Source organism: Pseudoalteromonas sp. L1 (genome assembly GCF_021728095.1).
Lineage (GTDB): Bacteria > Pseudomonadota > Gammaproteobacteria > Enterobacterales > Alteromonadaceae > Pseudoalteromonas.
Map to the genome: position 1 here is coordinate 106,672 of NZ_JAKKCT010000003.1, position 17,514 is coordinate 124,185.

The 17,514-nt window shown below is 42.2% G+C and carries 15 protein-coding genes and 7 tRNA genes; 9 read left to right on the plus strand and 13 right to left on the minus strand.

From position 1 onward, the window contains the following. Positions 1-134 precede the first annotated feature (134 nt). Positions 135-1,661 carry a fumarate hydratase gene (locus L3V38_RS10525; protein ID WP_237119381.1) on the minus strand — a complete coding sequence of 509 codons (1,527 nt, stop codon included), beginning with the start codon at positions 1,659-1,661 and terminating at the stop codon, positions 135-137. Positions 1,662-1,842: 181 nt separating this feature from the next. On the opposite strand from L3V38_RS10525, the gene pabB reads away from it, so the two are divergent. The 3 genes from pabB to L3V38_RS10540 all read left to right on the plus strand — a co-directional run bounded on the left by pabB (position 1,843) and on the right by L3V38_RS10540 (position 5,260). Continuing rightward, on the plus strand, positions 1,843-3,186 hold the full coding sequence (gene pabB, locus L3V38_RS10530; RefSeq protein ID WP_237119382.1) for an aminodeoxychorismate synthase component I: 1,344 nt from the start codon (positions 1,843-1,845) through the stop codon (positions 3,184-3,186). Between the two features lie 17 nt (positions 3,187-3,203). Then, positions 3,204-3,782, plus strand: coding sequence for a CoA pyrophosphatase (locus tag L3V38_RS10535; protein ID WP_237119383.1), 579 nt, complete (start codon positions 3,204-3,206; stop codon positions 3,780-3,782). A gap of 101 nt (positions 3,783-3,883) precedes the next feature. Beyond that, positions 3,884-5,260 carry an L-serine ammonia-lyase gene (locus tag L3V38_RS10540; protein ID WP_237119384.1) on the plus strand — a complete coding sequence of 459 codons (1,377 nt, stop codon included), beginning with the start codon at positions 3,884-3,886 and terminating at the stop codon, positions 5,258-5,260. A 43-nt stretch (positions 5,261-5,303) separates the two neighbouring features. On the opposite strand, the gene cysB is transcribed toward L3V38_RS10540, so the two are convergent. Next, positions 5,304-6,281 (minus strand): HTH-type transcriptional regulator CysB, encoded by a 978-nt coding sequence (gene cysB, locus L3V38_RS10545; RefSeq protein WP_062570695.1) that lies wholly within the window; start codon positions 6,279-6,281, stop codon positions 5,304-5,306. Positions 6,282-6,601: 320 nt separating this feature from the next. Here cysB and L3V38_RS10550 point away from each other — a divergent pair, with 320 nt between their 5' ends. Beyond that, positions 6,602-7,360 (plus strand): hypothetical protein, encoded by a 759-nt coding sequence (locus L3V38_RS10550; RefSeq protein ID WP_237119385.1) that lies wholly within the window; start codon positions 6,602-6,604, stop codon positions 7,358-7,360. A 37-nt stretch (positions 7,361-7,397) separates the two neighbouring features. Here L3V38_RS10550 and L3V38_RS10555 read toward each other — a convergent pair whose 3' ends face one another. Further along, positions 7,398-8,690 (minus strand): NCS2 family permease, encoded by a 1,293-nt coding sequence (locus tag L3V38_RS10555; protein ID WP_165381494.1) that lies wholly within the window; start codon positions 8,688-8,690, stop codon positions 7,398-7,400. A gap of 121 nt (positions 8,691-8,811) precedes the next feature. Between L3V38_RS10555 and L3V38_RS10560 the strand changes: the two genes are divergently transcribed. Further along, positions 8,812-9,267 (plus strand): sel1 repeat family protein, encoded by a 456-nt coding sequence (locus tag L3V38_RS10560; RefSeq protein ID WP_237119386.1) that lies wholly within the window; start codon positions 8,812-8,814, stop codon positions 9,265-9,267. A gap of 501 nt (positions 9,268-9,768) precedes the next feature. Here L3V38_RS10560 and L3V38_RS10565 read toward each other — a convergent pair. From L3V38_RS10565 to dnaQ, 9 genes are all read right to left on the minus strand, one after another. Next, a tRNA-Asp gene (locus tag L3V38_RS10565) sits at positions 9,769-9,845 on the minus strand. Positions 9,846-9,895: 50 nt separating this feature from the next. Continuing rightward, a tRNA-Asp gene (locus L3V38_RS10570) sits at positions 9,896-9,972 on the minus strand. Positions 9,973-10,003: 31 nt separating this feature from the next. Next, positions 10,004-10,080: transfer RNA gene (locus L3V38_RS10575), tRNA-Asp, on the minus strand. A gap of 37 nt (positions 10,081-10,117) precedes the next feature. Continuing rightward, a tRNA-Asp gene (locus L3V38_RS10580) sits at positions 10,118-10,194 on the minus strand. A 31-nt stretch (positions 10,195-10,225) separates the two neighbouring features. Continuing rightward, positions 10,226-10,302, minus strand: a tRNA-Asp gene (locus L3V38_RS10585). Between the two features lie 41 nt (positions 10,303-10,343). After that, a tRNA-Asp gene (locus tag L3V38_RS10590) sits at positions 10,344-10,420 on the minus strand. Between the two features lie 27 nt (positions 10,421-10,447). Continuing rightward, positions 10,448-10,524 (minus strand) — tRNA-Asp (locus tag L3V38_RS10595). 98 nt (positions 10,525-10,622) lie between these two features. Beyond that, on the minus strand, positions 10,623-11,996 hold the full coding sequence (locus tag L3V38_RS10600) for a TIGR03503 family protein (protein WP_237119387.1): 1,374 nt from the start codon (positions 11,994-11,996) through the stop codon (positions 10,623-10,625). 9 nt (positions 11,997-12,005) lie between these two features. Further along, a complete protein-coding gene (gene dnaQ / locus L3V38_RS10605; protein WP_130151375.1) occupies positions 12,006-12,716 on the minus strand; it encodes a DNA polymerase III subunit epsilon in 711 nt (236 codons plus the stop codon). A gap of 68 nt (positions 12,717-12,784) precedes the next feature. Between dnaQ and rnhA the strand changes: the two genes are divergently transcribed. Next, positions 12,785-13,252 (plus strand): ribonuclease HI, encoded by a 468-nt coding sequence (rnhA, locus tag L3V38_RS10610; protein ID WP_063706042.1) that lies wholly within the window; start codon positions 12,785-12,787, stop codon positions 13,250-13,252. A gap of 89 nt (positions 13,253-13,341) precedes the next feature. Beyond that, positions 13,342-14,202: an MBL fold metallo-hydrolase gene (locus L3V38_RS10615; protein ID WP_237119388.1), complete on the plus strand. Its 861-nt coding sequence runs from the start codon at positions 13,342-13,344 to the stop codon at positions 14,200-14,202. Here L3V38_RS10615 and L3V38_RS10620 read toward each other — a convergent pair. Next, positions 14,173-14,931 (minus strand): class I SAM-dependent methyltransferase, encoded by a 759-nt coding sequence (locus tag L3V38_RS10620; RefSeq protein WP_119852048.1) that lies wholly within the window; start codon positions 14,929-14,931, stop codon positions 14,173-14,175. The genes L3V38_RS10615 and L3V38_RS10620 overlap by 30 nt on opposite strands. Before the next feature lie 53 nt (positions 14,932-14,984). Here L3V38_RS10620 and gloB point away from each other — a divergent pair, with 53 nt between their 5' ends. After that, the gene (gene gloB / locus L3V38_RS10625) at positions 14,985-15,758 is read left to right on the plus strand and encodes a hydroxyacylglutathione hydrolase (RefSeq protein WP_237119389.1); all 774 of its coding nucleotides are present in this window, start codon (positions 14,985-14,987) and stop codon (positions 15,756-15,758) included. A 147-nt stretch (positions 15,759-15,905) separates the two neighbouring features. Beyond that, positions 15,906-17,492 (plus strand): LysM peptidoglycan-binding domain-containing protein, encoded by a 1,587-nt coding sequence (locus tag L3V38_RS10630; protein WP_237119390.1) that lies wholly within the window; start codon positions 15,906-15,908, stop codon positions 17,490-17,492. The last annotated feature ends 22 nt before the right edge of the window (positions 17,493-17,514 follow it).

Consider the following 17,514-nt stretch of genomic DNA (forward strand, 5'->3'; position numbering starts at 1 on the left):
TGACAAGAAAAATGTGCCTATAAAGCCTAGCAGCATCAGCTTTATAAAGGTATTCAAAGAAAAGAATTCTGACTGGTCAGAGCTGAAAAAAACGGCGCAGGTGCGCCGTTTTTATTAAAAGCATTTCAAGATGGTTATTTTAATTTGCCATCAAGTTCTTCGATTTTTGCTTTCCAAATAGCAGGGCCTTGCGTATGCGCATTTGCACCTTCACTATCAACAGCAACCGTTACTGGCATATCTTCTACTTCAAACTCGTAGATTGCTTCCATACCTAAATCTTCGAATGCAACAACGCGTGCTTTCTTGATTGCTTTAGATACAAGGTAAGCTGCACCACCTACCGCCATTAAGTAAATAGACTTATTGTTTTTGATTGATTCAACTGTTGCAGGACCACGCTCAGCCTTACCAATCATACCGATGATGCCCGTTTTTTCTAGCATCATATCAGTAAATTTATCCATACGCGTTGCAGTTGTAGGGCCAGCAGGACCTACCGCTTCATCACCTACTGCATCTACAGGGCCAACGTAGTAGATAAACTTATTATCAAAATCAACGCCTTCAGGTAAACCTTCACCTGATTGGATCATATCTTGTAGGCGTTTATGTGCTGCATCACGACCCGTTAAAATAGTACCAGACAGAAGAACTGTTTCACCCATCTTCCATTCTTGCGTGTCTTCTTTAGTCAGCGTGTTTAAATCAACGCGACGTGTACCTTCACCCACTTCGAACGTAACTTCTGGCCAATCTTCAAGTTTAGGCACTTTAAGATCAGCTGGGCCTGAACCATCTAACGTGAAGTGAACGTGACGTGTTGCTGCACAGTTAGGGATCATTACCACTGGTTTTGATGCTGCGTGAGTTGGTGCCGTTTTGACTTTCACATCAACCACGGTTGTTAAACCACCAAGACCTTGAGCACCAATACCTAACTTATTAGCACGTTCGAAGATATCGATACGCATTTTTTCTTCAGTTGTTTCTGCGCCGCGCTCAATCAGCTCGTGAATATCAACCGGATCCATTAATGATTCTTTAGCAAGTACCGCAGCTTTTTCTGCAGTACCACCAATACCTATTCCTAGCATGCCAGGTGGACACCAGCCCGCCCCCATCGTTGGTAATGTTTTTTCAACCCATGCAGCCACATCATCAGATGGGTTAAGCATAACCATTTTCGTTTTATTTTCTGAGCCGCCGCCCTTCGCTGCCACCATTACTTCTACTTCAGCGCCTGGCACTAAGTCGATATGAACAACTGATGGAGTATTATCTTTGGTGTTTTTACGTGTACCAGCAGGGTCTGCAACAATTGATGCACGTAACGGGTTATCTGGGTTTAAGTATGCGCGACGTGTACCTTCATCAACCATTTGCTGTACAGTCATGTCTGTTTTATCCCACTTAACATCCATACCTACTTTTACGAAGCAGGTAATGATACCTGTATCTTGGCACAGTGGACGTTTACCTTCAGCAGACATACGAGAGTTAATTAAAATTTGCGCAATGGCATCTTTTGCCGCTTTGCTTTGCTCTTTGTTGTAAGCTTTTTCTAAGGCTTGTACGAAATCGAGAGGGTGATAAAAAGAAATGTATTGCAATGCATCTTCAATGCTATCAATGAAGTCTTGCTGACGAATTGTGCTCATTACGGGTTCCTTAAGTTTTTATCACGTAGCGCTGTACGTGATCCTGAGTAAACCGGTGACGAAGATTTACTCTACGGGTTAGTCATGGCATCACTATAAAGGAAATCATAACGCTGCCAATCAAATTTAACTTATGATACCCTCCTCGCCCGTTTCGGGCTAGTTATTCAGGGCAATGTAGATGATAAACGATGAAAATTTGTGCATTAAATTAGATTTAAGCGGTGATTGTATCGCGCTATTTAGTCATTTTGCTCATTTGCCCCATGCTGTGTTGCTCGATTCAGCCAATAGCGAGCATATAAATAGCCGCTTTGATATCATTGCCATTGCGCCATTAAAGCAATTAGAAGTGCGCGATAATCAGTGCTTTGTCGACGGCAAGGTACAATCAAGTGATTGTTTTAGCTTGATGAAAGCAGGTCTTCAGGAATTTAATCACACAGCAAACCCTAACAGCCTGCCTTTTACAGGTGGTTGGCTTGGTTATTTTGGTTATGACTTAGGTCGTGTAATTGAAATCATGCCAAGTACTGCCGAAAACGACATTAACATGCCGCAAATGGCTGTCGGTCTTTATCCAGATGCCCTTATTTTCGATAAGCAACAACAAAGCTGGTTTTACGTTTGTCAGCCAAATCAAAATCGCTTAGCCCTATACCAGCAGCACCTAAACGAAACGCCAGCAAGTGCAGAGTTCGTGCTACAAAGCGACTGGCAGTCAAATATGAGTAAAGCCAGCTACAGCGAAAAGTTCGAGAAAATTCAGGCTTATTTAAAAAGTGGTGACTGTTATCAGATCAACCTTGCGCAGCGTTTTAAAGCTGAATTTTCAGGTTCAACATGGCAAGCATATAAACAACTCCGAGAAGCGAATAAAGCACCGTTTTCAAGCTATATAAATCACCCAGATGGCGCTATTTTATCTATCTCACCTGAGCGTTTTATTTCTATTAATCAGGGCCAAATAGAAACCAAGCCAATTAAAGGCACACTCCCTCGTTTGGCTGACTCTGAACAAGACCAAGCGCAGGCAACTCGCTTACAACAATCAGAAAAAGACCGCGCAGAAAATGTCATGATTGTTGATCTGCTGCGCAACGATTTAGGCAAAGTGGCTCGTCCAGGTAGTGTCACAGTACCTTCGCTATTTACCATTGAAAGCTTTCCGGCTGTTCATCATTTAGTAAGTACTGTGCGCGCAGAATTAGCGGATGGCAAAGATGCTATTGACCAAATTCATGCCGCTTTCCCAGGTGGTTCAATTACAGGAGCACCGAAAATTCGTGCTATGGAAATTATAGAAGAGCTCGAACCACATCGCCGTAGTGTGTACTGCGGCTCAATTGGCTATTTAAGTGCTTGTGGCAACATGGATACCAGTATCACAATTCGCACTTTAGTGTGTCACAAAGGTGCAGTTTATTGCTGGGCTGGCGGCGGCATTGTGGCTGATTCAAAGGTCGACTTGGAGTACCAAGAAACTTACGATAAAGTAAATAAAATACTGCCCTTATTAAAGTAAAAGTTGAAGTAACAACATTGAATAGTCAGCAACTAATTGCCCGTTTTAGTTTAAGTCAAACCACAGAGCGCCCTGCTACCATTCGCTTTAATGCCGAAAAGCGTGCCAGTGCCGTGATGCTGCCTCTGCTCGATGTGAATGACAAAGCGCATTTGTTGCTGTGCAAGCGACCAAGTTATTTACTTCATCACCCTGGGGAGATTTGCCTGCCCGGAGGTAAGTATGAAGAGCAAGATGAATCTTTGCTGCACACAGCTCTTCGAGAGCTTAATGAAGAGCTCAGCATTGGCAAACATCAAGTGACTGTCCATGGTAAGTTGCACCAATATGCGACCTTAACCGGTTTCACGATTGAGCCCTATGTTTGTACCCTCAGCAAAGGCACAACATGGCAAGCGGACCCTAACGAAGTTGCTGCCAGTTTTTTAATGCCCTTGTCTTATTTGAGTAATCAACAAAACTGGCAACCTCTCCCCTTTGAGCGAAGTGGTAAAACCATTATGTTGCAAGGCTTGATGACTCCGCACGGTCTGCTGTGGGGGGCAACAGCCAGCATTATTAATAACTTTATCAAACAGCTCGCCCTACCAGTTTAATTATCCTGCTTTTAGGGTTACACAGACACGTTTAAACGTTATCATGTGGCACCGTTCAAAGGCAGGTAGTATGCCGTTAAAAGGAAAATGAGTAGCAAATTATGATCAGTGCATTCGATATGTTTAGTATTGGTATTGGCCCATCGTCATCTCACACTGTTGGCCCAATGCGCGCTTCGCGTTTATTTGTAAACGAATTAGAAGAAAAAAACTTACTTGCAAACGTTACCGATATTAAAGTTGAGCTGTTTGGCTCATTAGGTCAAACAGGAATTGGCCACGGCTCAGGTAAAGCCGTGATCTTAGGTCTTGCCGGCTATGATCCAGAAACCATTGATGCTGATTTAGTTGACGATATCCTCGCGAAAATCGAAAAAGAGCAGGTTATTTACTTAAACCAACGTCATAAAGCCAATTTCCCTAAGCAAGGTGCAATTGTATTCCATCGTCGTAAAACACTACCAAAGCACTCAAATGCGATGGAAATCATTGCTAGCCAAAATGGCGAAAAGTTATTTAGTAAAGTGTATTACTCAATCGGTGGTGGTTTTATCGTAAGTGATGAAGAGTTCGAAAACGAAAAACAAAAAGCACTCGAAATACGCGAAGAAAACCCAGCTCCTTATCCGTTTAATACAGCAAAAGAGCTGCTAGAACTGTGCCGTGAATCAGGCTTTAGTGTATCAACACTTATGATGCACAACGAGAAAACCCTGCGTAGCGAAAAAGACATCAAAGATGAGCTGTTTAATATTTGGCAAGTAATGAAAGCCTGTATTGAACGTGGCATGCGCACAGAAGGTATTTTACCAGGCGGTTTAAAAGTAAAACGTCGCGCACCAAGTTTACACCTTAAGTTAAATATTGAGGTAAACAACGACCCATTACGTGCTATGGATTGGGTTGATTTATTTGCCCTTGCAGTAAACGAAGAAAACGCTGCCGGCGGCCGTGTTGTTACTGCACCAACCAACGGTGCTGCAGGTATTTTGCCAGCGGTATTAATGTATTATCACACTTTCATCAAAGAAGTAGACCGTGATATTGCGACTCGTTATTTATTAACAGCAGCAGCCATTGGTATTTTGTATAAAAAGAACGCGTCAATTTCGGGTGCTGAAGTAGGTTGCCAAGGTGAAGTGGGCGTTGCTTGCTCAATGGCAGCGGGGGCACTAACTGAAATCATGGGTGGTAACGTTGTTCAAGTTGAAAACGCTGCTGAAATCGGTATGGAGCACAACCTAGGTTTAACCTGTGATCCTGTTGGCGGCCTTGTGCAAGTGCCGTGTATTGAACGTAATGCAATGGGTTCAATTAAAGCGATTAATGCATCACGCCTTGCAATGCGTGGTTCTGGCGAGCAAAAAGTAACCCTAGATAAAGTAATAAAAACCATGCTCGACACAGGTAATGATATGAAAACAAAATACAAAGAAACCGCGCGCGGTGGCTTAGCAGTTAATATCATCGAGTGTTAATTTCAGCACAATAAAAAAGCCGCTAAAGCGGCTTTTTTATTGTTTATTTTACTGGTAACTCAATGTTTTCGAAAAGTTTATCAACATCTTCTTGGTTACGTAATAAGCTTGCTCGCTCAACGAGTTCTTTAGTTAAGTGTGGTGCAAAACGCTCGATAAAGTCATACATGTAGCTGCGTAAAAAACTGCCTTTTCTAAAGCCAATCTTAGTAGTGCTCGCTTCAAACAGATGGCTAGCGTCAATGCACACTAAATCAGTGTCTGTTACTTGATCAATCGCCATCGATGCGACAACGCCCACACCTAACCCTAAACGTACATAGGTTTTAATCACATCAGCATCTGTTGCAGTAAATACGATATGTGGCTCAAGCCCATGAGCATTGAAAGCTTTATCTAATTCAGAGCGGCCAGTAAAACCAAATACGTAAGTAATAAGTGGGTATTTAGCCACATCAGCAACCGTAAGGTTATCAGCTTTTTGCGCAAGCGGATGTGTTTTTGCCACTACAATACTGCGATTCCAGTGATAGCATGGCAACATAACTAAATCAGAATATAAATGAAGCGCTTCTGTTGCAATGGCAAAATCAGCGTCGCCTCGTGCTGCTGCATCAGAAATCTGCTGTGGCGTACCTTGATGCATATGCAAAGACACTGCAGGGTACTTTTTCATAAAGCCTTGAATAACATTAGGTAATGCATAACGTGCTTGCGTATGCGTAGTCGCAATATTTAACTTTCCTTGATCAGGCAAAGTATGTTCATTGGCAACCGCTTTAATCCCCTCAACTTTCGATAATATTTCGCGGGAAATATTAATTATCTCATGACCTGCACTAGTGACATGCGTTAAATGCTTACCACTTCGACCAAAAATCTGTACGCCAAGCTCGTCTTCTAGCATACGAACCTGTTTAGAGATCCCTGGCTGGGATGTAAATAAGCTTTCAGCTGTCGCTGAGACATTCAGTTTATGATTTTGGACTTCGACGATGTATCTGAGTTGTTGTAGTTTCATGGCTGCGTTGTAAATGTTGTTATTCTTTATTTATAAAGGCTGCTAAGCAGGATGCCAAGTAATATTTACTCACATTATAATTTTTTTGTTTTCAATCTGACTTTTTATAGCAATTCTGTCTAAGGCTAACACATCCAACGTTAACTCGATAGAGATGATTCATCTGAAAATACTCAATAAACATGCTAACTTAGTCTTGAGTTAGTAAAAAATAACTAGTTATTATAACTTTATTACACATTAGTATGCGCAAAACTACCCAGATGTAATATTTTTAATGTAAGATAAAAAAATTAGATAGTGAAAACTGAGATTTAGCTATGATCGTTTCTATCATCATTATGCTCATTGTTGCTTTGATTGTCATTGCTCTTTGGGTCAGTGCGGTTCAACAGCATAAAGAAAAACAAGAAGCTGAACGCCGAAAAGAATTAGCCAAACAAAAAAAGATTATTGAAGAGGCTGAAGATGTACTTATCAATAGTACAAATATTCCTATGTCTGAAAATCTTTTGCGTATTATTCAACGTCGAGTCTACGATGCTCTAGCATCAATGGTGCAATTATCACCTACCTCAAAAGAATTAAAAAACCGCCTTAATGAATCTAAAGAACGATTAAGTGCACCAATTGATGGAAATAACTCAGAGTCATTAGTGCTACCAGATAATGACAAACAGCTAATATCACTCATTCAAGGTATAAAAAAATTACGCTCTGTACTTCGCTCTGAGCATGGAAAAGGGAAAGTTGATAGCCAAATATTTGTTGCCGAAGATAAACGCCTCGAAAAGCTGCAACTGAGAATTAACGTAGAGAGTCAAATCAAACGAGGAATTTCTGCTCGTTCAGCGAACATGATTGGCTCTGCAAGACAATATTTCGAAAAAGCCCTTGCGACGCTCTCTTCAATTAGTTACAGCGACGAATACACAAATGCAAAGCGTAATGAAGTGGAAGGTTATTTAGAAGCAATTAGCACTGAATTAAAAGCGTCAAATGCAACGTCACTGAAGAAAAAAGCAGAACAAGAGCAAGACGATTTAGATGTTTTGTTTGCACCAAAGAAAAAGTGGTAAGCCACTTTTTCTTTGTGCCTTTGGGTTAAGTCATATTTTAAGATAAAAACGCAAACTTAATAATAAATAATGCAGTCAAAATCCATACACTCACACTGATTTCATCTTTTTTACCACATACTAATTTCACCGCAGTATATGAAATAAAACCAAGTGCAATACCGTGCGCGATAGAAAAAGTTAATGGGGTCATCAATAGTACAACACTGACAGGGATCGCATCGGTCATGTCATCCCAATTAACCAGCTTTAAATTTTGCATCATCAACACTGCAACATATAAAATTGCTCCTGCTGTTGCATAGGCAGGGATCATCGCAGCAAGCGGTGCAAAGAACATCATTAATAAGAAGCAAATACCCACAACAACCGCAGTTAACCCCGTACGACCACCAACAGAGACACCTGAAACCGATTCAATATAAGACGTGGTCGTTGATGTACCTAGCATTGAGCCTGCAATAGTTGCGGTGCTATCTGCACTTAATGCGCGGCCTAAACGTGGCATTTTGCCATGTTCATCGGCAAGGCCTGCTTTTTGCGTTACAGCGACAAGCGTGCCCGATGTATCAAACAAATCTACAAACAAAAACGCAAAGACAACCGTTAACATTGATATTTCAAACGCGGCGGCGAAATCAAGTTGCATAAAGGTCGGTGCGATCGATGGGGGCAAAGACATAACACCTTGGTATTCAACTAAATCTAAACCTAACGCAATGGCAGTGACTAATAAAATACTGATAAGTACACCGCTTTTCATATCGCGATATAAAAGAGCCGCAATTACAAAAAAGCTAAAAATAGCGAGTAAAGGCCCTGGAGCCGTTATATCCCCTAACTGTACAAGTGTTGCAGGACTTGCCACGATAATGCCCGCATTCTTCAAAGCAATAAGTGCTAAAAATGCCCCAATGCCCGTTGCAATTGCACGCTTTAAAACTAAAGGAATCGCATCAATAATCCACTCACGGACTTTGAATAAACTTAAGAACAGGAAAATACAGCCTGACATAAAAACAGCGCCTAGCGCAGCTTGCCAGCTATAGCCCATTCCTAGCACAACACCATAGGTGAAAAATGCATTCAGACCCATCCCTGGTGCAAGAGCTAAAGGATAATTAGCCCATAATCCCATAATAAAACAGCCAATCGCAGCAGCAATACACGTAGCAACAAAGGCTGCACCTTGATCCATACCCGCTTCAGCTAACATCGCAGGATTTACAAATACGATGTAAACCATGGTGATGAAAGTTGTAATACCCGCAATGGTCTCGCGGCGAATAGTGGTGTCGTTATCGTTTAATTTGAAGAGTCTGTCGAACATGTTGAACTTTAAGTTAAGATTAATTGGCTAATTTTATCATATTTTAACTTAATTAGAGGACATTTTACCTTGCAATGTTCTAAACTAATAAGGTCTTTTATTTCAAGAAAATAACTAAACTATGTCTGATAAAACACCTGTAGGCTTAGATTTAGAACAACAACTCGATAATGTACTTGCCTTCATAACCCAACCAGACACTGGTGGGGAGCCAGCAAAAAGTACAGACTCTGTTGAAAATGTACTAAATAAAGCTTTGTATTACTTAAAAAATGATCAGCCCCCTTTAGCAGCCAAATGGATGCGCCTTGCAGCGATGGCAGCGAATCAAAGAGCGCAATTTTATATGGGGCTATTTTTTATTAAAGGACAAGGTGTGCCCCATAGCGTTTTTCACGGTGCAGTATGGTTAACTCTGGCAAGTAGCCAAGGCTATGAACCAGCAACAGCGGCACTTAACGATTTGCGTAAGCACATCAGCACACGCCGCTTACATGATGCACAAAGCTATGCAGCTACCCTATATGAACAAATCCACCAGCAACAGTTTGCTCATTTGATTCCCCCGAGAACCTGACGCCATTTAACAGGCGTCAGCTTCTACAACACATTAATGCTGTCTTGTCAGTTTACTCTCAAATATGATGAGGCCAGCACCAATAAGACACCGATAAACTCAAGCCACACATGGCCTTTGTGGGGCTTGATAATAGGTGTTTTTGAAGTATGACTATACAAATGCCATCCAGTTCATCACCTTTCACTACATCATATGATTTGTACTCATAGAACGTTGTATTGAATAGCTTTTCTTGGTGCCCTAAATAAAACATGGCACAACCTAGCGCACTTAACAGCACGGCAACATAAAAGTAGATATACGAGATACGAGATACGAGATACGAGATACGAGATACGAGATACGAGATACGAGATACGAGATACGAGATACGAGATACGAGATACGAGATACGAGATACGAGATACGAGATACGAGATACGAGATACGTTGTCAGTATAAGGAAATAGTAAGGTGTAACGTAAAGATTTATTTAATCATCTGCTTGAGGAAAACAAATGGCGGAGTGGACGGGACTCGAACCCGCGACCCCCGGCGTGACAGGCCGGTATTCTAACCAACTGAACTACCACTCCGCAGTGGTATGTGCATGGGGTAATGCACTTAATTTGTTTATGACATCAAATGGCGGAGTGGACGGGACTCGAACCCGCGACCCCCGGCGTGACAGGCCGGTATTCTAACCAACTGAACTACCACTCCGCAGAGATATCATTGTTATTACTTAATTTGTTGGCGGAGTGGACGGGACTCGAACCCGCGACCCCCGGCGTGACAGGCCGGTATTCTAACCAACTGAACTACCACTCCGCGATACAAATTTTGTAATAAAATAGCGTTTAAATAGTGGCGGAGTGGACGGGACTCGAACCCGCGACCCCCGGCGTGACAGGCCGGTATTCTAACCAACTGAACTACCACTCCGCAGTATCTAAATGCTATTTATTTTTCCTATTGGCGGAGTGGACGGGACTCGAACCCGCGACCCCCGGCGTGACAGGCCGGTATTCTAACCAACTGAACTACCACTCCGCAAAGGAAAATGTTTTACAACCATAAGTTGTGTAAGTAATTGGCGGAGTGGACGGGACTCGAACCCGCGACCCCCGGCGTGACAGGCCGGTATTCTAACCAACTGAACTACCACTCCAGCGTATACTTACAGATTGTCGAAAATTGGCGGAGTGGACGGGACTCGAACCCGCGACCCCCGGCGTGACAGGCCGGTATTCTAACCAACTGAACTACCACTCCACATTTTCGTTGCTGAGAGAGTCTCCCCTGACAGCGGCGTGAATAATACGAATCACCCTCTAGTTCGTCAAGGGCTTTTTTGTTTTTTTACAGGTTTTTTAGTCATCTGACATCGAAAGGTTTAAAATTTCACCTGATTTATCATTTTTTGAGCCATTTTTGCCAACTTCTTTTTCACCGGCTGTCTGTTCGTCATTACTCGTTTGGTTTTTTTTCTTTAAAAATGGCAAAGAAAATTTAAATTTAAGCGGTTTCTTTTGTACAAAAACTCGAATTGCTAGCCAGCCTAACAACAAGACGGTTAAATTTCCAACAACAATTAACGTTATCATCAACATCGTTGACGCTCTTTGCTCTTCTTCGAGGATTCGTTGTTGCTCAGCTTGTGCTTCTAAATCAATTTCAGGGCGAACAATTTCAGGTACAACTTCGATTGGCCTATCAATCTCAAATTTATAGGTGGGCAATGTAGCCATAAATTCTCGATCATTTATATTGCTACCAAATACTGACAACTCAACACTGTATCGCCCCCAGTCATAATTTTTAATAGCGAGCTGACGTGTCTGAGATCCCTTCGCATCCATAGAAAACATCTGCTCTTCATTATTTGGGTAATAGATTTTCCCTTGGACTAATACCGTTTCAGGTTTAATCACCTCAGGATTAAGAGTTATAGTGAGCAAATGGTCATCTGCTTCATGCTCAGCCAGTGTCATCTCGTAACTAAATGGCGGTTCATGAATAACGATAGGTTTTTGTACTACTGTGCGTTTAAGGATAGGTGTTTCTATATAAAGTTCTGGTTGCCATTCTCCAGCCGGAAAGGATAACTGAAATTCACCCGTAAAGACGCCATCAAGAGGCCGCTCATCAAAGCCCCGCCCATCATCTTTAAAGTCGGTTATACTTTGCGTCCCCGCTCCAAAGTTAGCATAGTCACTATTATTTGTACTTACAAAGTCGACATGTAAGCTAATAACATCTCTAAATTGCCCGACTTCTATTGGCTCGCCATCGTTGAGTACACGCCCTGTCAGTTTTATTGTTTCACCACGAAATAATACAGGGGGAAGTGGATCCACGCTTAACTCAATTTCCCCCATCACAATAATCCGACTATCAGGTAAAATACTGCCAACAACCTGCCAAGGCCCAGGCATTGGATTTGCTATGGTGATTAGGTCATAGGTCATCTCATCATGCCAATCCAAATCATCATTGTTCAATGACTCGGTCACATGGTACTTGCTACCATCGGGTCTAACTAATACAACCGCGGGGGTTCCTCTTTCACGAAAGAAGAGTAAGGTAATTTTTTCGACTTTGTGATCAATGCGAAAACGATTTTCTAGCAGGGGGATCTCATTTTGAATCCCATCTCGTTCCAATGGCGTTATTTTATCTTGTTCCGCGCATATACCCATTAAGGGCAACGTACATAGCAATCCCGCTAGAAATAATTTTTTCATTTTATTACCTTATTCTGCCCGCCATAAACACTCACCGCCTTTAGCGACCAAGTCTAAACGTTCTTCATGAGCGGCATGTTCTTGCTCTGTAGCTCTTAATACAACTAAAGGGGCTCTGTCAGCACTTAAGCGTCTAATCCCCCCAGTTTGTTGCTCAGAACCTTCATCTTTATTCTGATTTAAGTTTAACTTAACTTGACCCCCTGTCATTGCTAAGTAAACATCCGCTAGGATCTCAGAATCCAGTAATGCGCCGTGTAAAGTACGTTTTGAGTTATCAATATCGTAACGACGGCAAAGTGCATCAAGGTTATTCTTTTGACCAGGGTGCAAGTCACGCGCCATTTTTAATGTATCAAGTACACTACATACATCGGCAGTATTCGGAAAACCTTGATTTAACAATGCAAACTCATTGTCCATGTGGCCGATATCGAACGCTGCGTTATGAATAACAAGCTCTGCACCACGAATATACTCTAAAAACTCATGGGCAATTTGGTGGTACAAAGGTTTATCACGCAAAAATTCATTGGTGATACCATGTACGTCTATTGCTTCTTCTTCTATTTCACGTTGCGGATTGATATACACATGAAAGTTGTTGCCAGTAAGACGGCGATTTACAAGTTCAACACAACCGATCTCAATGATGCGGTGGCCTTGCTTTGGGTCAATACCCGTGGTTTCTGTATCTAAAACTATTTGTCTATGTGCCATATCGTCTTAAGCCTGACTCTGGTATCTTTCTATATTCACTTTATTGTACACAATATCAAGGTAAAACAGTGCAGAAAACCGTAGAGATTTACACCGATGGATCATGTTTAGGAAATCCAGGGCCTGGAGGGTATGGCATCGTGATGCGATACAACGGCCACGAGAAGCAATTAAGTCAAGGCTATACCCTAACAACAAATAATCGGATGGAAATGCTCGCAGCTATCGTTGCACTAGAAACCCTCACCCGCTCTTGTCACGTCATTCTGACGACCGATAGCCAATATGTGAAACAAGGTATTGAGTCATGGGTTGAAAATTGGAAAAAACGTGGCTGGAAAACCGCGGCTAAAAAACCAGTTAAGAATGTCGATTTATGGAAACGACTCGATGCTGCCTGCCAACAACACAGCGTAGAATGGCGTTGGGTAAAAGGCCATAGCGGCAATAAATACAATGAGATTGTTGACGATCTTGCCCGCGAAGCAGCTGGCAGCGATCAATTACTTGAAGACACAGGTTACGACGGTAATTAAAGCCCCTTGAAATAAACTTGGCGCAGGTCGTTTTATATTTTTGTTATATGTTATAAGATTTGGCTATAAAGAAATATAAAGGATTCATTATGGCTCTGCGCATTCACTCTTTTTTTCATCAACAAAGTGCCACCCTCTGCTACTTAGTATGTTGCGAAAGCACTAAAAATTGCTTATTGATTGATACGCCAGCTGATTTTGATATGCCAAGTGGTGAATTAAGTTTTACCACCGCCAATGAGATCATCAGCTATATAAAGACCGAGCAGCTGACATTGCAATGGCTCCTTGAAACCCATGCCCATGCAGACCATATCACTGCAGCAAGTTATATAAAGCAGCAATTACAAGACACACATCCTTGTAAGCTCGGCACGGGTGAAGGCATCACTCAAGTGCAACAGCACTTTAGCCAGCTTTATAATCTTGATATGCCATGTAATGGTGAACCTTTTGATGTCTTATTTGCTGATAAAGCACAATTTCAGTTAGGTGATTACACGGTAGATGTGATTGCCACACCGGGCCACACCCCTGACAGCGTGTGTTTTCACATTGATGGCAATGTATTTGTTGGTGATACTTTCTTTATGCCAGACAGTGGCACAGCCCGTTGTGATTTCCCCGGCGGTAGCGCGAGTGAGCTATATGATTCACTACAACGAATTTTAGCGTTTCCTGACGATACGCTACTTTGGATGTGTCATGACTACCAACCTGATGGGCGCCCGCTGGCGAACAAAACCACGGTTAAAGAGCAGCGCGAGCAAAACATTCATTTAAAAGGCGATAAGCAACGTTTTATTGAAACTCGGGAAGGCCGCGATGCAACCTTAGCAGTACCAAAGCTGTTGCACCCTTCTATTCAATTAAATATTCGTGCAGGTCAGTACCCTAGCAAAACAGATAAGCAACACTATTTAGCCATCCCGCTCACAGTGCTGCTTTGATGTTTGCCTGAGCCCAGCTCCTTTTACCGGCGAAAATTGCGGCCTTGCATGCCATTTAGGTTTAATTGGTGTAAGCGGGGCCACACGTTTTCGAGCCACCAGCAAATACACACTGCCCATTGGCTTTAAATATTGTTGACCAAAACTTCGCCACGCAGCAAAACGCGATAAACGATTGCCTCTTGCAAGCGATGAATGGATAAATCGCTCATCCGAAATAATTTCAAAACCCAATAGATTCAACCAATCTTTTACTCGCGATGGTGTGAAAAAGCGCCCTGTCCACGGTAGCTTTTGGCGGCTAAAAGGTAATAACTGCGCCAAGCCACACAAGCTAAACGGATTAAAGCCTGTGATCACGATGTAACCACCGGGGATCAAAGTACGATGCGCTTCACGTAAGATATGGTGCGGATCAGAATGATATTCTAAGCAATGCGATAATATGCAAGCATCAACACTGTGCTCATAAAAAGGCAGCTCATCGACATCAGCAATTACACCGGTAAATAACCCCTGCTCTGCGACACAAACTTGATGCTTAATAGGACTTTCACTGGTGGCCAGCTCGCCACTTAAATTACCAAGTTTAAGCATGTGATAGCCAAACATACGTGGCAGCCATGGCGTTAGCTTACGTTCAATTTCAGCACGTAAATAGTCACCATGAGGGAACTGCTGCCAAGAGTATGGCTTAGGACCTTCTTGAAAACTAAGGGCTGGTTTCATTTTCTGAGCTCGTTATACTGTGTGTTAACTGTCACTTTATAGAGCAATTAAACATGGTGCAAGTTAAAGCAATTAAAGCCTTTTCTGATAATTACATTTGGTGTATCAGCAATGAAGCTGAGCAAACAGCCTGGGTCGTCGACCCCGGTCAAGCTGAACCCGTTTTAAACTATTTAAGCGAACATAACTTAACACTTCGCGGTATTTTGATAACCCATCATCACTATGATCACACCGATGGCGTGGCAGCACTGGTAAAAGCATTTCGTGATATTCCCGTTTACGGACCACAACACAGCCCTTTTAAAGGCATTACTCATGGTGTATCCGAGATAGATAAAGTCACTGTGTATGATTACACCTTTACCGTGCTTGCGACACCTGGCCATACCCTAGACCATGTTTGTTACATTAATGACGAATTAAGCTTTACTGGCGATACCTTATTTAGTGCTGGCTGCGGACGATTATTTGAAGGCAGCGCTGAGCAAATGTGGCACTCGCTCTGTAAATTAAGAGCTCTGCCCGATGAGTGTAAAATCTACTGCACTCATGAATACACGCAGGCTAACTTAGCTTTTGCAAAGGCCGTTGAACCAAATAACGAATACCTTCTCAGCTACAGTGATAAAGTAGATAGACTGCGAGAAAGCGGCAAAATAAGCTTGCCAACTCGATTAGGTGTTGAAAAACAAATAAATCCATTTTTACGTAGCAATATAGCAACAATCACCGATGAGCTTCCTGATGAGCTAAAAATTAATTTGGATCTGAATGAACCTTGGCAACGCTTTGCAGGTCTCAGAGCCTGGAAAGATAACTTTTAAAAAAACGTAAACGCCGGTAGTTACAATTTTGTATATTGAGATCAGCATCTTGCAATAATAAGCTGACATAAACTGGTCATAAAGTGGCAATATGTTCTCAGAGCAGGTAATATTCGCCGAGTTTTTTTACCTGATGTATGGGTATATATGTATAAGTCTCCTTTAGTTTTATCACTTGCGCTGATTTTAAGTGGCTGTCAATTAACAGCTTCTGATTCAGCAAGTACAGATGTTGCAAGCAATAATGTTGAGCAACAATTAGACGGCGCAAGTCCGAGCGATATCAATGATGCATTGATGATCAACGCTCAATATCAACAATTAACCGATATTGATGAGCCGCCTCCTGTATTTGATGATGTATGGGAACGTATTCGTTATCAGCTTTCGATTGATGTGCCACAAAACCGCCCAGTTGTTGCTGAGCGTAACTATTATGCGCGTCATCAGGCCTATTTAGATCGCATCTCTAAGCGTGCTGAGCCTTACTTATACTTTATTGTAGAAGAAGTCGAAAAGCGTCAAATGCCTATCGAAATTGCGCTTTTACCCATTGTTGAAAGTGCCTTTGACCCCTTTGGTTATTCACACCGCAGTGCTTCTGGCATCTGGCAATTTATGCCACAAACCGGTGAGCGTTTCGATTTAAAACAAAACTGGTGGTACGACGGTCGCCGTGACATTGTGCAATCGACGCGTGCAGCGCTTGATTACTTATCATATTTACACAAGACCTTGGAAGGTGATTGGTTAAATGCTATTGCCGCCTATAACTCAGGTGAAGGTCGTTTACTGCGTGCAATTAAAAAGAACCGCAAAAAACACTTACCTACCGATTTTTGGTCACTTGATTTACCGAGAGAAACCACTTCGTATGTACCAAAGCTCTTGGCTCTGTCTGATCTTGTAAAACGCAGTGACGAATTTGGTGTGAAATGGCAACCGATTATCAACGCGCAAGTAGTTGAAGCCGTTAATATCGGTAGCCAAATTGATTTAGCACTTGCCGCTGATATGGCTGATATTAGCTTAACTGAGCTGTACCGCTTAAACCCAGGCTTTAATCGCTGGGCAACGGATCCAAACGGTCCGCATTTTTTATTATTACCCTCTGATAAAGTTGAGTCTTTTACTGAGAAACTAGCAAAAACAGAGCAAAAAGATCGCCTACGTTGGCAGCAATATGTGGTTGCCCGTGGTGATAGCTTATCAGTGATAGCGAAAAAGTTTTCAACGAGCGCAAGCGCGATAAAAACGCTGAATAAGCTTTCATCAAATACTATTCGTGTTGGTCAGCAGTTACTTGTGCCACTCAGTGACGGTGAAATCAATAGCCAGCATTTACCAAAATCAGTACGTATGGCAGCGAATAAAGCAACACGTAAAAAGCTGAGTCATAAAGTCGCCAGTGGCGATACACTGTGGGATATCAGCCGTGAGTATGATGTGACCATTGCAGAGCTTGCAACATGGAATAAACTGAAAAAAGATTCAGTACTGCGTGTTGGTCACAAACTCACTGTATATAAACAAGAAAAGTCACAACTTGCTGCTACACAAAGCAAAGAACGCACCATTACTTATAAAGTGCGTCGTGGTGACTCGTTAGCGCGAATTGCTGCCAAGTTTAATGTTTCTGTAGAAGATATTGTTAAGTGGAACTCATTAGCAGGGCAAAAATACATTCAACCTGGGCAAAAACTTAAGTTAAAGGTTGATGTACGAAGCGCTTAATTGCTTCATCTAATATCAAAAA

Coding starts and splice junctions, on each gene's coding strand:
- dnaQ (WP_130151375.1), bottom strand. CDS start 12,716: ATGGCACATAGACAAATAGTTTTAGATACAGAAACCACGGGTATTGAC.
- L3V38_RS10620 (WP_119852048.1), bottom strand. CDS start 14,931: ATGAAACCAGCCCTTAGTTTTCAAGAAGGTCCTAAGCCATACTCTTGG.
- cysB (WP_062570695.1), bottom strand. CDS start 6,281: ATGAAACTACAACAACTCAGATACATCGTCGAAGTCCAAAATCATAAA.
- L3V38_RS10540 (WP_237119384.1), top strand. CDS start 3,884: ATGATCAGTGCATTCGATATGTTTAGTATTGGTATTGGCCCATCGTCA.
- L3V38_RS10555 (WP_165381494.1), bottom strand. CDS start 8,690: ATGTTCGACAGACTCTTCAAATTAAACGATAACGACACCACTATTCGC.
- L3V38_RS10525 (WP_237119381.1), bottom strand. CDS start 1,661: ATGAGCACAATTCGTCAGCAAGACTTCATTGATAGCATTGAAGATGCA.
- gloB (WP_237119389.1), top strand. CDS start 14,985: ATGGTGCAAGTTAAAGCAATTAAAGCCTTTTCTGATAATTACATTTGG.
- L3V38_RS10550 (WP_237119385.1), top strand. CDS start 6,602: ATGATCGTTTCTATCATCATTATGCTCATTGTTGCTTTGATTGTCATT.
- L3V38_RS10630 (WP_237119390.1), top strand. CDS start 15,906: ATGTATAAGTCTCCTTTAGTTTTATCACTTGCGCTGATTTTAAGTGGC.
- L3V38_RS10615 (WP_237119388.1), top strand. CDS start 13,342: ATGGCTCTGCGCATTCACTCTTTTTTTCATCAACAAAGTGCCACCCTC.
- L3V38_RS10560 (WP_237119386.1), top strand. CDS start 8,812: ATGTCTGATAAAACACCTGTAGGCTTAGATTTAGAACAACAACTCGAT.
- pabB (WP_237119382.1), top strand. CDS start 1,843: ATGATAAACGATGAAAATTTGTGCATTAAATTAGATTTAAGCGGTGAT.
- L3V38_RS10600 (WP_237119387.1), bottom strand. CDS start 11,996: ATGAAAAAATTATTTCTAGCGGGATTGCTATGTACGTTGCCCTTAATG.